Source organism: Dactylosporangium sp. NPDC050688, from assembly GCF_040654515.1.
Classification (GTDB): Bacteria; Actinomycetota; Actinomycetes; order Mycobacteriales; family Micromonosporaceae; genus Dactylosporangium.
In genome coordinates this window covers 105,360-119,921 of sequence record NZ_JBFAIC010000018.1, presented here as the reverse complement: position 1 = coordinate 119,921, position 14,562 = coordinate 105,360, and the positions used below count along the sequence as shown (strand labels likewise).

Sequence of the window (14,562 nt, the reverse complement as noted above, 5' to 3'; positions counted from 1 at the left end):
CCACTGACCCCGCAACCGTCACGGGACCGGATCACCGTCACCGGCGCCCGCGAGCACAACCTGCGAAACGTCACCGTCCAGATCCCCAAACACGCCATCACCGTCTTCACCGGCGTCTCCGGCTCCGGCAAGACATCCCTCGTCTTCGACACCATCGCCGCCGAAGCACAACGGCAGCTCAACGACACGTTCACCGCGTTCGCCCGCACCCGCCTGCCCCGCCCCGACCGGCCCGACCTCGACAGCATCGACAACCTGTCCGCCCCCGTCGTCGTGGACCACCGCCGCCTCGGCGGCGGCCCCCGCTCCACCGTCGGCACCGCCACCGACATCGGCCCCATCCTGCGCCTGCTCTACGCCCGCACCGCCCACCCGCAGCTCAGCGCCCCCAACCGATACTCGTTCAACCACCCGCACGGCCAATGCCCCACCTGCCGCGGCACCGGCCGCACCACCACCGTCGACCTCGACCGGTTCCTCGACCCGAACCGGTCACTCAACACCGGCGCCCTGCGCCACCCCGACCTGCAACCCGGCACCCGCCACTGGCACACCATCGCCAGGTCCGGCCACCTCGACCCCGACAAACCGGTCAACGCATACACCGCCGAGGAACGCCACACCCTGCTGCACCACACCGACGGCACCTCCTACGAAGGCGCCATCGCCCTGTTCACCCGCCTCCACCTGCACCGCGACCCCATCACCGCCCGCACCCGCCAATACGTCACCGACCAGACCTGCACCACCTGCCGCGGCACCCGCCTCAACGACGCCGCCCGCGACAGCCGCATCGACGGCTACGCCATCACCGACCTCACCGCCATGGAAACCGCCGAACTCGTCGCCGTGCTCCGCCTCAACACCGACCCCACCGCCGCACCCATCATCGACACCCTGCTCCGCCGCCTCGGCCACCTCATCGACATCGGCCTCGGCCACCTCACCCTCGACCGCGACACCAGCACCCTGTCCGGCGGCGAATCCCAACGCGTCAAACTCGTCCGGCACCTCGGCAGCACCCTCGTCGACCTGCTCTACATCTTCGACGAACCCAGCACCGGCCTGCACCCACACGACATCACCCGCCTCACCACCCTGCTGCGACAACTCCGCGACAACGGCAACACCGTCCTCGTCGTCGAACACGACCGCGACGTCATCGCCGCCGCCGACCACATCATCGACCTCGGCCCCCACGCCGGCACCCACGGCGGCACCATCGTCTACGAAGGCGGCCTCGAAGCCCTCCCATACGCCCGCACCACCACCGGCCGCCACTACCACCAGCGGCTCCCACTCAACACCAACCCCCGCACCCCCACCGGCACCCTCACCATCCACGACGCCCACACCCACAACCTCAAACACGTCACCGTCGACATCCCCACCGGCGTCCTCACCGCCGTCACCGGCGTCGCCGGCTCCGGCAAAACCTCCCTCATCCACCACGACCTGCTCACCCAACACCCCACCGCCATCCTCATCGACCAGACCCCACCCACCGCCTCACCCCGCGCCACCCCAGCCACCCACACCGGCATCATGACCGCGATCCGCACCCAGTTCGCCGCCGCCACCCACACCGACCCCGCCCTGTTCAGCGCCAACTCCGCCGGCGCCTGCCCCACCTGCCGCGGCCTCGGCACCATCCACACCCACCACAGCTCCATGGAAACCCTCAAAACCACCTGCCCCGACTGCAACGGCCGCCGCTACCACCCCGACGCCCTACGCCACCGGCTACACGGCAAAACCATCGCCGACGTCCTCGCCATGACCACCGAAGAAGCCACCACCTTCTTCCCCGACCCCGACATCAACACCGCCCTCACCTCACTCACCGACGTCGGCCTCGACTACCTCACCCTCGGCCAACCGCTCGACACCCTGTCCAGCGGCGAACACCAACGCCTCAAACTCGCCGCCCAACTCCACCGGGCCGGCACCGTCTACGTCATGGACGAACCCACCACCGGCCTGCACATGGCCGACATCACCCACCTGCTGCGCATCATCGACCGGCTCGTCACCACCACCAACACCGTCATCGTCATCGAACACCACCTCGACGTCATCAAGAACGCCGACTGGATCATCGACCTCGGCCCCGAAGCAGGCGCCGCCGGCGGCACCGTCGTCTTCGAAGGCACCCCCGAACAACTCACCCACGCCACCGGCTCCCACACCGCCGCCGCCCTGCGCCGCGACCTCACCCCCTGACCCGGCCCGCCCAGACACTCTGATCGGCCCTCGTGACCCAAGGCGCCATAGCGTCAGACGGTGCCGGACGGCGAGCGGAGACCACGACGACCGGCCCAGGAACAACGACAGGACACAAAGCAGGACAGACAACCTGCGAGATCAGCACGTGCAGGCAGTGACGCAGACGGTCGGAGGATGGGGACGAGCCGCCTCGACGCACAGTCGCTGTGGGCCCTGCGCGAACCATGCAAGACGCTCGCCGGCCGCGCCCGCCACCGCCGTTCGAGGCGCAATCCGAGGCAGCGCTCGGGTCCCTTTACGTCACTCACCGTGGACGTCGACCATCGTCGCGAACGACGGCTCTCCACATGCTCATGGCGCTCCGCCCGGCCCGCGGCACAACCCGGTGGATCCCTGCGCGCCGGCAAACAGGAATCCACCGAGTAGTGCTCCCAGTCGCAGGCACGCCGCAGACGACGCACCCGGCGTCCCAGCGCTCATCACCGTGCGCGACAGGAGCGCCGGTCCGGCGAGAAATCTGGCCTCGCCGCCGGCGGTGGCGCCCGAACCCGCGAACCAAACCAGCGGGGATCTCATCGCCGAGCACCTCGAAGAAGACGCCATACGGCAACAGGTTCGCCTTGGGCTACCCCCACGCGACCCGGCACTCGTCCGGCACCGGCTACGCGACCACGGCATCCTTCACGAACACGATCCCGTCGGCATCCGCCAGATACCGCGGATCCAGCGGCGCGTACCCGTACCACGCCGACACCCGCGCCGGCACGGACGCACCCAGCAACGCCGCCAACCGGCCCGCGTCCACCAGGCACGAATCGCGCGGCAACCCGTACAGCACACCCTCCACCGTGTCCGGCGGCGGCGCCTGCACACCCTGACTCAGAATCGTGCCCACCGCCGACGCCAGGAACGCATACCCGCCACCCAACCGCGACCCCACCATCGCACCGGCGCTCCACCACGACAACGGCACACCACCCAGCCGCATCCCACTGCGATGCCGCTGCAGATGAGCGTTGTGCGCACACACCAACGCCGGACCACGCTGCGCCGCCCGCTCCGCCACCGCCAGCAGGTTCGCCGCCATCATCGAATCCCGCACCGACAGCAGCCACCCCATCCGCCCCGGCGACCCGTCCGCCATCCACCGGTGGTACCGCAGCAAACCCACCGCCGTGCGACCGAACAAACACGCCCGGTCCCACTCATCCACCGACGACACCGCCGTCAGGTGCGGCGCCTGCGACTCCAGCAACGCCACCAGATCATCCGCCAGCAGCCGCAACCGCCGCACCTGCGGCGACGACCCCACCGACCGCGACGCATCCATCATCGCCGCCGGCTCCGTCCACCGCTCGTCCACGCCCAGCAACCCGTCCAGCGTCTGCGCCGAACACGGCAACAGCTCCGCATCCACCCGCGCCGCCAGGAACCCGAACAACCCCGTCAACGCCTGCCGCGGACTCGCCGCACCGGTCATCTCCAACGGGCCGTCAAACCCGACGAACCGCACCTGCTGCTCCGCCGGCCGGCCCTCGTTGTACGCCCGCATCCACACCACCAGCGCACGGTTCCCCGCGAACGCACCCCACCCGTGGCTGAACCCACCCGCCATGACCTCGTCCAGCGAACCCGCACCCGCCGTCACGTACCCGTCCACGACCAACCCCATCAGGCAGTCGCTCTCCAACGCGAACGTCCGGTACCCCTCCTGCTCCACCAACTGCCGGAACAACGCATTGCGCAACTCCAGCAGCACCTCATCACCGTGCGTCGGCTCACCCAGACCCAACAGCCGCGGCCGGCCCCGCAACAACTCCATCACCGCGGTCGCATCGACGGCCCGCACGGCCGCCTCGACATCAACAGACATGACCTCAACCATATCGTTGAAACAACAGTTGAAACTTCACGCCGCAAACGCCGGCAAAACCGCGGCAAACCCTCAAACGGCAGGTCAGATCGCCGGCCGGTAGAAGAACGAACGCCGCCGCGACACCCGACCATCACGGACCTCGAACCAGTCCGCGAAGATCTCACTCAACGGCACACCCGAATGCGACACACCATCGAACCGCCCCCAACAACACACCTGCCCACCGCCCTCAACCCACCGCTCCACCGCATGCCGCCCCGACGCCACGATGCACCGCCGCCGATAGAACGCCACGAACGCATCCACCCCCTCGATCGGCGGACACCCCGGCCGGTGATACACCACGTCCTCGGTCACCAGACCCGCCAGCTCACCCCAGTCCCGACGATCGATCACCGCCAACAACGACGAGACCAACCCGGACCGCTCCGCCACCAGCGCATCCTCAGCCATACACCCATGGAAATCCGCCCACCACCACCGGTCAACACACCGCGGCTGCTTCTTACACCCCGAAACCGGACCGTAACCCGGCCCACCCGGCTCACCCCATCCGCGCCGCCGTCGACGTGCCGTACCGCTGCGCCACCAACCGCTTCAACCCATGCGGAAACGCCGACTTCGCCGCCACATGCGGCCCCGTCAACCGCAACTGCGCCGCCGCGTCACCCTCCCACGCCGCCACACAGTCCTCCGCCGCCACGTTCGCCACCGCCAGAATCGCCCCCGCCGCACCCAGCAACCCCGCCGCCGCCACCAACGCCGACGAACCCACGTACACCGCACCGTCCCACTCCGACAACAACCGCAACAACCGCTCCGGATCCCCCGTCGAATCCTTCAACCCCGCCACCGGCAACGACGGCAACACCTCCAACGGCACCGCCCCACCAGCCACCCCCGGAAAGTGGTACGCCAGCACCGGCCGGCCGTCCGCCGCCGACACCACCCGCTCGTAGAACACCCGCAGATCCCCAGGTCGCCGCGGCGGCGCCACCAGTACCGCATCCGCACCCACCGCCACCGACGCCGCCGTCAGCTCTGCCGCCGGGCCCGCCCACGCACCACCGGCACCCGCGATCACCGGCACCCCCGGACACGCCTGCCGCACCGCCGACACCAGCGCCACCCGCTCACCGTCGCCCAGCGCGTCCGCCTCACCGGTCGACCCGGCGACGAGCACCGCCCGTACACCGGACGCCACCAACCGCGCTGCGTGCTCCGCGGTGGCCGTCACATCCACCGAACCGTCCTCCGCGAACAGCGTCACCAACGCCACCGCGACACCCCGCCACAACGGAACCTGCTCCTGAGTCATGCCTCGAACCCTAAGCTGGAACCCGGGTGCGCAGGCCGTCGGCGTGCCGGCGCACCCACCCCACCCACGGCTGCACCGCCGGCCAGGACCCTGATCGGCGGCACGCAAACGATTGAGGGGCGAGCACCCCGTCCCCAGCGCCACCCACTGCGCCTGCGACGGCACGCCCATCGCCGCCAGGTCACCTACACCCGGCACGACGGTGCGTTCAACGCCCGGCGGGCACCGCTACACCGTCACGTCGACGTGCTCCACGGTGCTCACGCCCGACGACCTGGCGCCGTCCTCGACCGGGTCGACGGCGGTCCGCGACGCCGCGAACGCCATGATGAACGACCACGGCGGCATCCCGCCGACGTTTGTCACCGCACCCGTCGGCGACAGGTGATAGCCGGTCAGGCCCGAGATCGCCGCCCGGTCTCCCGGGGTCAGCTGACTGAGCACCTGCTGCGACGCTGGCAGCCCACCTCTCGGTGGCGGTGCGACCGGCTCGACGGCCGGCGTGTTCGTTTTCACCTGCACAGCGGTGTGCGGCGTCGATGACAACTGGCGAATCTCCATGGGTGCCTCCCGAAGCGTCCGTGCTCCAAGCTGATCCTCGCGTACATCACAGCATTTCCGCAGGTGAATGGGCAGCCCGGTGACCGCGGGGACAAGTCTGGCCGGTCGGCGGACGCGAGTCCCACCGGTGCCGGAAGGGCCCAACGGCCTCGCGCTCCCCTGTCGTAGACAGGGGTTTGAAGGCGTGCCGTCAGGCACGTCGCTTAAGGCGTCCTAGGATGCTAGGATTTGAGCGTGGAACCGCTGGTGGCACCAGACGAGCAAACGACCCTGCAGGCACTCCGGGACATGGACTCCCACCTGGCCGAGGCCTACCTGCGGGCGCTGCCGCGGGCCCGTGCGGGTGTCCTGCGCCGGCTGTGGGGCGCGCTGTGGCGGGAAGGGATCGTGGACACCGACCGGCTCGGCACCCCGGCACCGGGGCTGTTCGGCGCCGCCCCGGACGCCGTCGTCGCCGACGGGGCCGCGCACACGCACCCGGCCCGGCTGGTCGAGGCGTTGCGCCCCGCCGGGCACGCCGACCGGCTGGTGCGCGAGCTGGACAACAGCGTCGCCAACCTGGCCCTGGGCTTCGCCGCCGCCACCACGGGCAGCCCGGACGAGCATGACCTCGTCGCCCTTGAGCAGTCCATTGTGGACGGGCACCCGCTGCACCCGTGCTGCCGCACCAGGATCGGGATGAGCACCGCCGACGTGCTGGCGTATTCGCCCGAGCACCACCCCGAAGTGCGGCTGCGCCTCGTCGAGGTCGACCCCGCCAGGTGGCGCACCACCGGCGCTGCCCGCCCGCCGCTGCTGCCCGTGCACCCGTGGCAGCTGCCCCGGGCCTTGGCCACCGGCCTCGTCCGCGACACCGGCCGCGACCTGCCCGCCAGGCCGCTCATGTCGCTGCGGACCCTCGCCCCGCTCGACACCCCCGACCAGCACATCAAGACCGCCGTCGAGGTCCAGATGACCAGCGCCGTGCGGACCCTGTCCGCCGCCGCCGTGCACAACGGGCCGCTCGCCTCCGACCTCGTCGCCACCCTCGCCGCCCGCACCCACGGGCTGCGGGTGCTGCGCGAGACCACCGCCGCCACCGTCCTGGACACCCACGGCGACCCGCAACGCGCCCTCGGCGCCGTCTGGCGGCAGGCACCCCCCGCCGGCACGCTCGTCGTGCCGCTCGCGCTGCTGCCGCACCGGCCCGACCTGCTCACCCCGGCCCGCTTCGCCGAGCTGGTCCGGCTGCTGCTGCCCGCCCTGTTCGACGTGCTGCGCGACGGCGTCGCCCTCGAGGCCCACGGGCAGAACACCCTCGTCGAGCTGCGCGACGGGCGGCCCGTCACCATCTGGTACCGCGATCTCGGCGGCCTGCACGTCCACCCCGGCCGGCTGCGACGCGCCGGGCTGCAGATGCCGCCGCTGATCGGGGCGCTGCCCACCGACGACGAGGACGAGCTGCGCACGAAGCTGTTCGCCGCGGCGCTGTCGACCGTGCTCACCGAGCTCGTCCACGCCCTCGGCACGCGGCACGGCGACGACGCGGCGTGGGCGGCGTGGGACGTGGTCGCGGCGACCGTCCGCGACACGGTCACCGACACCGACGACCGCAAGGCGTGCCTCGCCGACACGTGGCCGCTGAAGGCGACGACCGCGATGCGCCTCGCCGACGACCCGCTGGAGGACCGCTGGTGCCAGATCCCCAACCCGCTGCGCTAACCGTTCGATTGGGTCCGATCAGGGGAAGGGCTGCGGTTTGGACGCCGGGAGGGCGGCGGGAAGGAGAACACCTGGGGTGGCTGGGAGGAGGGCTGCGGGAAGGGCGCGCTGCTTCGCGACGCACGGAGGCGCCAGGCTGAGTGCCACCGCTGGCTGCCACGGGTCGGTGCCACCGGTCGGTGACGCGGGTGGGTGACGCGGGTGGGTGACGCGACCGCCCGGTGACCATGAGCGGGCGCATGAGCGGGCGGCGCCGCGGACCGCCGGGCGAGCGGGTCGACGACACCGACGGGACGCCGGGCGGCCCGATGCTCTGCCGCGCGATGACCGCAGGACCTCCAACGCCCCGCAGTCGGGTCCTCCGCCGGACGGGGCCAGCCCTCGCGAGCCCGCCGCCCGGCGAGGCCGCCGCACGTGACGGCGCCGCCCGGCGAGGCGGGCCGCGGGGTCGGCTTCGTCCTTCGCGGGGTCAGCGCCAGTCGGGGCGTTCGCCGGTGTCGACGAGTTTCCAGTCGTTGTTCTCGTAGAGGACGTTGTCGTAGTAGTACACCGTCGGCGGCAGCAGGTCGGGGGCGGTGAACGCGGCCCTCGCCGCCGCGTGCAGCGTGGACGGGGGCACGCCCCAGCGGGACTCGGCGAGGGCCGCCACGTAGGACAGGGCGTGGTGGCCCATGAAGCTGTCGTACGTCAGGCTGAACACCTCGCCGGCGGCCATCGGCACGTCGCGGGGGATCACGTTCGCCGGGGGCAGGGGGCCGGTGAGGCCCAGGGCGGCGCGCTGCTCCGCGTCGACGTAGATGGCGCAGTCGCGGTACAGGATGCGGCTCTCGCGGCGGTCGGCGTCGAAGGCGAACAGCGTGTTCTGCCCGTGCGTCTCCAGCGGGCAGCCGGTGCTGCGGGCGACCGACGCCCACAGCCGCACCATCGGCACCACGATCCGTTCGGCCACGAACGTCGCCGGGTCCTCGCCGAAGGCGGCGACGAGCTGCTCCAGCAGCGTCGGGTCCGACGGGTGGTGCAGGTCCCGGCCGTACAGGGCGAACAGCGGCACCGTCCACGCCGGCGCGGCGTCCAGGGGGCGCGCGGCCCGCAGCAGGAAGCCCCAGGAGTTCTCAGCGGAGGCGGCGGCAGCAGCGAACCAGCCGCCGCCGACCTCGGGCAGGACCGGCGCGCCGACGCGGACCAGGTCGTCGGAGACCCACAGTTGCAGCTCGATCACCGGACGGCGCAGCCGGCGGGTGAAGCGGGACAACCGCCGCGGGTAGTGCAGCTTCACGAAGTGCGGTTCCACCGGCGTACCGTCGATCGCGGTGACGAACACGGTGCGGGCGTTCGCCGTCGGCACCGCCGTCAGGACGGGGCCGGGCGGCGCGGCGAGCAGCTCGTCGCGGCCGACGAGGTCCGCGGCGTCCAGGGCGTTCGGGTGCACCGGCAGCAGCCCCCGGTACAGCTGCGGCAGCGGCGACGGCACCGCCGGGGACGTCACGTGCGCGCCGCCCGGCACCTGGAACGTCGGCAGGTCGAAGGTGGGCGTGCCGCGCTGCGGGTGATAGGCGTCGTCGATGTCGAGGTCGCCGGCGTAGGGGCTGTAGGTCCGGGTTCCGACGCCGAGATACCGTTCCGCGTACTGCCAGAAGGCGATCGGGTCCTGCGCATGGAACTGCATCGCTCGCCAGCGTACCGGTGCGGGAAGTGGAGTCCTGTGGTGGTTCCCCCGGCCGTGGTGGCCGCCATACGCGCCGCCGAGCGGCCCGTGTGTGTCTACGTGTACGACCGTGCGGCGCTGCACGCGAACGTGGCGGCGCTGCGCCGGGCGCTGCCGGCGGGGACCCGCATCGCGTACGCGATGAAGGCCAACGGCGACGACCGGGTCCTGGCCGCGCTGCTGCCGGTGGTCGACGGTCTCGAGGTCGCCTCCGGCGGGGAGCTCGCCGCGGCGGTGGCCGCCGGGTCGCCGTTCACGCTGTTCAGCGGGCCGGCGAAGACCGACGCGGACCTGCGCGCGGCGGTGGCGGCGGGGGCCGTGCTCAACGTGGAGAGCCTGCACGAACTGCGGCGGCTCACGGTGTACGGCCCGGCGCGGGTCTGCCTGCGGGTGAACCGGGCCCACCCGGCGCTGCCGGGCACCCACGCGATGGCGGGCGTGGCCACGGCGTTCGGCATCGACGAGCGACTGCTGCCGGACGCGGTCGAACTCGCCCGGGCCGGTGGGCTGGACATCGCCGGGTTCCACCTGCACGCGGTGTCCAACAACCTGGACGCGGCCGCGCACGCCGCGTACATCCGCGACGCGGTCGCGTGGGCCGGGCGGGCCGCACAAGAGTGGGGCGTGCCGGCGCCGATCATCAACGTCGGCGGCGGGTTCGGCGTCGACATCGCCGGCGACAGTCGGTTCGACCTCGACGCGTTCGCCGCCGGGCTGAGCGATCTCGCGCTCCCGGCGGGGGCGGGCCTGGTCGTGGAGCCGGGGCGGTACGTGGCGGCGACCGCCGGCTGGTACGCCACCGAGGTCATCGACGTGAAGCAGACCCACGGCCGGTGGTTCGTGGTCGTGCGCGGCGGCACCCACCACTTCCGGCTGCCGGCGTCGTGGGGGTACAGCCACCCGTTCACCGTGCTGCCGGTCGACGCGTGGCCGTACCCGTTCCAGCGGCCCCAGGTCAGCGGCGCGGCGGTCGACGTGGCCGGGGAGCAGTGCAACCCGCGCGACGTGCTGGCCCGCGACGCGCCGGTGGGCACGGTGCGGGCCGGCGACGTGCTCGTGTTCGCCGGCACCGGCGCCTACGGGTGGGAGGTGGCGCACCACGACTTCCTGCGCCACGCCCACCCGCAGTTCATGATCATCTAGCGAACTGGGCGCGGACGGCGCGCAGGGCCTGGCGGCGGGTGTCGCCCTTGAGCGTGTCGACGTACAGCACGCCGTCGAGGTGGTCCGTCTCGTGCTGCAGGGCCCGGGCGAGCAGGCCGCTGCCGGAGACCGTCACCGGCTCGCCGTGCTCGTCGAAGCCCTCCGCGGTCGCGTGCATCGCCCGCGGCGTCGGGAACCACAGGCCCGGGATCGACAGGCAGCCCTCGTCGCCGTCCTGCGTGCCGTCCAGCGCGGTGATCGTCGGGTTGACCAGGTAGCCGACCTGCTGGTTCGCCGCGTACGAGAACACCCGCAGCCCGACGCCGATCTGGGGTGCGGCGACGCCGGCGCGGCCCGGCTCGCCGGTCACGGTGTCCAGCAGGTCCCGCACCAGCGCGCGCAGCTCCGCATCGAACGATGTCACGGTCTCGCAGGGGGTGCGCAGCACGGGGTCGCCGAGCACCCGGATCGGTCGGATCGTCACACGTCACAGGCTACTTCGGGGCGCCGTGAACCCCCGTTGACGAGGGCCTAAACTATGCCGACTTCCCACCCCCGGAGGCACACCCATGGCCTACCAGGCCGACAGGGCTGATGTGCGGTCACACCGCAAGGGCCCAGCTCAGCGCCGATCACGACGGCTGTCGTTGATCATCGGCGCGGTCGTCGTCGTGCTCGTCGGCGGCGGCGCCGCCTATGGCGTCAACCAGCTCGTCGCAGCGTCGTGTGACGGCACCGTCACCGCGAAGGTCGTCGCGTCGCCGAGCACCGCGGGGCTGCTGCAGTCCCTGGCCAAGTCGTGGACCGACGGCGACCCCACGGTCGCGGGGCGGTGCGCCCGCGTCGAGGTCACCGGGCAGGAGACCGCGTCGATGGCGCAGGCCCTCGGCACCGACTGGGACCTCAAGGCCGGCTCCCCGCCCGACGTGTGGGTGCCGGACTCCACCGCCTGGGTGCGCCGGGCGTCGACCGCGGCGATCGCCGAGCGGATGATGCCGGACCTGCAGCCGATGCTGGCCCGCACCCCGTCGGTGCTGGCGATGCCCAAGCCGATGGCGGAGGCCCTCGGCTGGCCCGGCGGCGAGCTGTCCTGGCAGGACGTCATCAACAAGGTCGCCGCCGACCCGCAGGGCTGGGCGAAGTACGGCAAGGGCGACTGGGGACCGTTCAAGTTCGGCATGAGCGACCCGCTGCAGTCCACCGCCGGCCTGCTCGCCCTGATGGCGATCCTGGACGGCAACGACGACGGCGAGGTCACCCCCGAGGAGCAGGCCACCCTGGCCAAGCTCAAGCAGGAACGCGCCGTCTACACCAACACCACCGCCCAGCTGCTGGAGGACCTCGGCAAGGCCGACGACCAGGACGGCACCAAGGCCCTGCAGTACGTCTCGGCGTTCCCCGCCCTCGAGCAGGACGTCCTGGCGTACAACAAGACCAACCCGAAGGTGCCGCTCGTCGCGGTGTACCCGTCCAACGGCAGCGCCGACGCCGACAACCCGTACCTCATCCTCGACGCGCCCTGGGCGGACAAGGACAAACAGGACGTTGCCCGGCAGTTCCTGGCGTACCTGCGCGGCCCCGACGGGCGCAAGGTGTTCCTCGACGCCGGCTTCCGCGACCCGAACCGCGACGCGGGCGCGCCGATCATCGGCAACGCCGCCTTCAGCGCCAAGCTCAAGACCGTGCCGCGGGCGGTGCTGCTGCCCGAGTCGGTGAAGCAGTCGATGGACTCGTGGACGGCGCTGACCCGCCCCACCAACGTCCTGCTCGTGCTGGACATCTCCGGCTCCATGGCCGAACAGGTCCCCGGCACCGGCCGCAACCGCATGCAGCTGGCGAAGGAGGCCGCCCGGGGAGCCGTGCAGCTCTTCGACGGCGACGTCGACGCCGGCCTGTGGGTGTTCTCCACCCGGCAGAACGGCCAGCAGGACTACCGGCAGCTCATCCCGATCGGCCGGGTCGGTGACCAGGTCAACGGCAAGGCACGCCGCGAGCAGATGATCGCCGCGATCGACAAGCTCGCCCCGGTCGGCGACACCGGCCTGTACGACACCGCCGCCGCCGCGCAGCAGGCCGTCGTCGACGCGTACAAGCCGGGCGCCACCAACCTCGTGGTGCTCATGACCGACGGCAAGAACGACGACCCGACCGGCGGGCTCACCCTCGACCAACTGCGGCCGAAGCTCGAGGCGAACGCCGCCAGTGACAAGAAGGTCCCCATCGTCACCGTCGGGTACGGCAACGACGCCGACTTCGCGTCCTTGCAGGAGATCTCCCGGGTCAGCGGCGGCACCCTGTACACGTCGAAGACCGCGTTCGACATCAACGAGGTGCTGCTGACCGCCATCTTCGGCAAGGTCGGCTGAACAGGCGTCTCCCGCCCGGACCGGTACGCCGGCCGGGCGGGACGCTCAACCGGCCAGGGCCGCCTTGATCGGGGCGGTCTTCGCCGCCGCCTCGGCGACCTCGGCCGCCGGGTCGCTGTCCCACACGATGCCGCCGCCCGCCCACACGTGCACCAGACCGTCGGCGACCGCCACGGTGCGGATCGTCAGCCCCAGGTCGATGCGCAGCCGACCGTCGGGGCCGTGCCCGATCCAGCCGGCCGTGCCCATGCTCGGGCCCCGCCCGACCGGCTCCAGGGCACTCACCACGTCGATCGCGGCGAGCTTCGGCGCGCCGGTCACCGAACCGCCCGGCCACACCGCACCCAGCAGCCGCGCGAGGCCCACCCCGGCGGCCAGCTGCGCGCTCACCGTCGACTCCGCCTGCCACAGCCGCGACCAGCGGCGGATCGCGAACAGCTCCTCCACCCGCACGGTGCCGGTGCGGGCCACCCGGCCCAGGTCGTTGCGCTCCAGGTCGACGATCATGACGTGTTCGGCGCGTTCCTTCGCCGACGCGAGCAGCTCGGCGCGGCCCTCGGCGGTCGCCGGCCGGGTGCCCTTGATCGGCCGGGTCACCGCCCGGCCGCCGGCGACCTCGACCAGCGTCTCCGGCGACGCGCACGCCACCCACCACGCCGGCGCGTCCCCGGTACCGCCGCCGGACAGCACCCCGCCGTAGCGGGCGCCGGGCAGGGCCGCCACCCGGCGCAGCGCCTCGCGCGGGTCACCGCTGATCGGGGCGCTCGCGTGGCCGACGACGTTGGCCTGGTAGACGTCGCCGCGGGCGATCGCGTCGCGGACCGCACCGACCGCCGCGGCGTGCTCGGCCGGGCTCCAGCTCGGCGTCCACGCCCCCACCCGCGACGGCGACGGCGACGGCGGAGTCCACGGCCCCAGCGGCGACGGCAGCGCCGGCGGCAGGCCGGCCGGCGCCGGGCGGCCAGGCTGCTCCCCCGGCCGCTCCCCCGGCCGCGTGTGCCCGTAGACGACCGCGACGAGATCCGGCACCCCCGGCGCCGGCGACGCGACCGCCGACGGCGGCGCCAGCAGCACCGCCGCGCCGCACACCGTGTCCGTCACCCTGGGTGACGCGGACACGTCGGAGACCGGAAGTCCGGCGTCCGCGAGGAACGCCGCCAGGATCGACAGAGGGTCACCGCCGTCGCGGGAATGCCACTCCAGCCGGGAACGCTCCCATACGTGTGGTGCGCACGAGATGGCCGACCCGGGAGGGTGAAGATCCACCGACCCGGGCCGGTACCCGACGACCGGCCCTAATGTGCTCATACGAATGGCGGATTATCCCCAAGTTGTGCCGCGACGTGTGCGAATTCGTGTCGTTGGGCGTAGTAGCGTGCATCACTGGTCATGTGAAGAACCACACAGGCCTCAACTGAACCTCTCAATCGGAGACCCCCGATGCTCTGCCAGCACCGACCAGCCTGTCCCTCAGCCGCCGATTCCGACCACGAAGCCGCCAGGATCCTGGCCTCGCACCCCGAGCAGGGGTGGAGCCTCCTGTGCAACGGAGTGATCGTCTTCGAAGACACCGGAGAGCTGCTTCCTGACTGCAGCGTGATCGAGCCGCACCGCGGCCCGGCCCCGCACGTCCTCGTCAAAGCCGCCTGATTCATCACCCTGCGTG

13 protein-coding genes are annotated in these 14,562 nt (G+C 72.0%); 5 read left to right on the top strand and 8 right to left on the bottom strand.

From position 1 onward, the window contains the following. Window positions 1-18 precede the first annotated feature (18 nt). Window positions 19-282 (bottom strand): hypothetical protein, encoded by a 264-nt coding sequence (locus tag AB0H83_RS19745; RefSeq protein ID WP_360095527.1) that lies wholly within the window; start codon window positions 280-282, stop codon window positions 19-21. Here AB0H83_RS19745 and AB0H83_RS19740 point away from each other — a divergent pair. After that, window positions 274-2,223 carry an ATP-binding cassette domain-containing protein gene (locus AB0H83_RS19740; protein ID WP_360095524.1) on the top strand — a complete coding sequence of 650 codons (1,950 nt, stop codon included), beginning with the start codon at window positions 274-276 and terminating at the stop codon, window positions 2,221-2,223. The genes AB0H83_RS19745 and AB0H83_RS19740 overlap by 9 nt on opposite strands. 664 nt (window positions 2,224-2,887) lie before the next feature. Here the strand turns inward: AB0H83_RS19740 and AB0H83_RS19735 are convergent. From AB0H83_RS19735 to AB0H83_RS19720, 4 genes are all read right to left on the bottom strand, one after another. Then, window positions 2,888-4,099 carry an erythromycin esterase family protein gene (locus AB0H83_RS19735; RefSeq protein WP_360095521.1) on the bottom strand — a complete coding sequence of 404 codons (1,212 nt, stop codon included), beginning with the start codon at window positions 4,097-4,099 and terminating at the stop codon, window positions 2,888-2,890. A gap of 84 nt (window positions 4,100-4,183) precedes the next feature. Then, entirely contained in the window at window positions 4,184-4,555 is a 372-nt protein-coding gene (locus AB0H83_RS19730) for a nuclear transport factor 2 family protein (protein WP_360095518.1), read from the bottom strand. 91 nt (window positions 4,556-4,646) lie between these two features. Next, window positions 4,647-5,420, bottom strand: a complete 774-nt coding sequence (locus AB0H83_RS19725) for a dihydrodipicolinate synthase family protein (protein WP_360095618.1) — start codon at window positions 5,418-5,420, stop codon at window positions 4,647-4,649. A 228-nt stretch (window positions 5,421-5,648) separates the two neighbouring features. Next, window positions 5,649-5,864 carry a hypothetical protein gene (locus AB0H83_RS19720; RefSeq protein WP_360095515.1) on the bottom strand — a complete coding sequence of 72 codons (216 nt, stop codon included), beginning with the start codon at window positions 5,862-5,864 and terminating at the stop codon, window positions 5,649-5,651. A gap of 351 nt (window positions 5,865-6,215) precedes the next feature. Here AB0H83_RS19720 and AB0H83_RS19715 point away from each other — a divergent pair, with 351 nt between their 5' ends. Then, entirely contained in the window at window positions 6,216-7,682 is a 1,467-nt protein-coding gene (locus AB0H83_RS19715; RefSeq protein ID WP_360095512.1) for an IucA/IucC family protein, read from the top strand. A 469-nt stretch (window positions 7,683-8,151) separates the two neighbouring features. Here AB0H83_RS19715 and AB0H83_RS19710 read toward each other — a convergent pair whose 3' ends face one another. Then, window positions 8,152-9,348, bottom strand: coding sequence for a hypothetical protein (locus AB0H83_RS19710; RefSeq protein ID WP_360095509.1), 1,197 nt, complete (start codon window positions 9,346-9,348; stop codon window positions 8,152-8,154). Between the two features lie 36 nt (window positions 9,349-9,384). Here AB0H83_RS19710 and AB0H83_RS19705 point away from each other — a divergent pair, with 36 nt between their 5' ends. Further along, window positions 9,385-10,530 carry an alanine racemase gene (locus AB0H83_RS19705; RefSeq protein ID WP_360095506.1) on the top strand — a complete coding sequence of 382 codons (1,146 nt, stop codon included), beginning with the start codon at window positions 9,385-9,387 and terminating at the stop codon, window positions 10,528-10,530. Here the strand turns inward: AB0H83_RS19705 and def are convergent. Further along, the gene (def, locus tag AB0H83_RS19700; protein WP_360095503.1) at window positions 10,523-11,014 is read right to left on the bottom strand and encodes a peptide deformylase; all 492 of its coding nucleotides are present in this window, start codon (window positions 11,012-11,014) and stop codon (window positions 10,523-10,525) included. The genes AB0H83_RS19705 and def overlap by 8 nt on opposite strands. A gap of 163 nt (window positions 11,015-11,177) precedes the next feature. On the opposite strand from def, the gene AB0H83_RS19695 reads away from it, so the two are divergent. Continuing rightward, on the top strand, window positions 11,178-12,896 hold the full coding sequence (locus tag AB0H83_RS19695; protein WP_360095500.1) for a substrate-binding and VWA domain-containing protein: 1,719 nt from the start codon (window positions 11,178-11,180) through the stop codon (window positions 12,894-12,896). A 45-nt stretch (window positions 12,897-12,941) separates the two neighbouring features. Here the strand turns inward: AB0H83_RS19695 and AB0H83_RS19690 are convergent, their stop codons facing one another. After that, the gene (locus AB0H83_RS19690; RefSeq protein ID WP_360095497.1) at window positions 12,942-14,204 is read right to left on the bottom strand and encodes a chorismate-binding protein; all 1,263 of its coding nucleotides are present in this window, start codon (window positions 14,202-14,204) and stop codon (window positions 12,942-12,944) included. Window positions 14,205-14,336: 132 nt separating this feature from the next. Between AB0H83_RS19690 and AB0H83_RS19685 the strand changes: the two genes are divergently transcribed. After that, complete coding sequence (locus AB0H83_RS19685) at window positions 14,337-14,546, top strand: DUF5999 family protein (protein WP_360095494.1); 210 nt, start codon at window positions 14,337-14,339, stop codon at window positions 14,544-14,546. Window positions 14,547-14,562 lie beyond the last annotated feature (16 nt).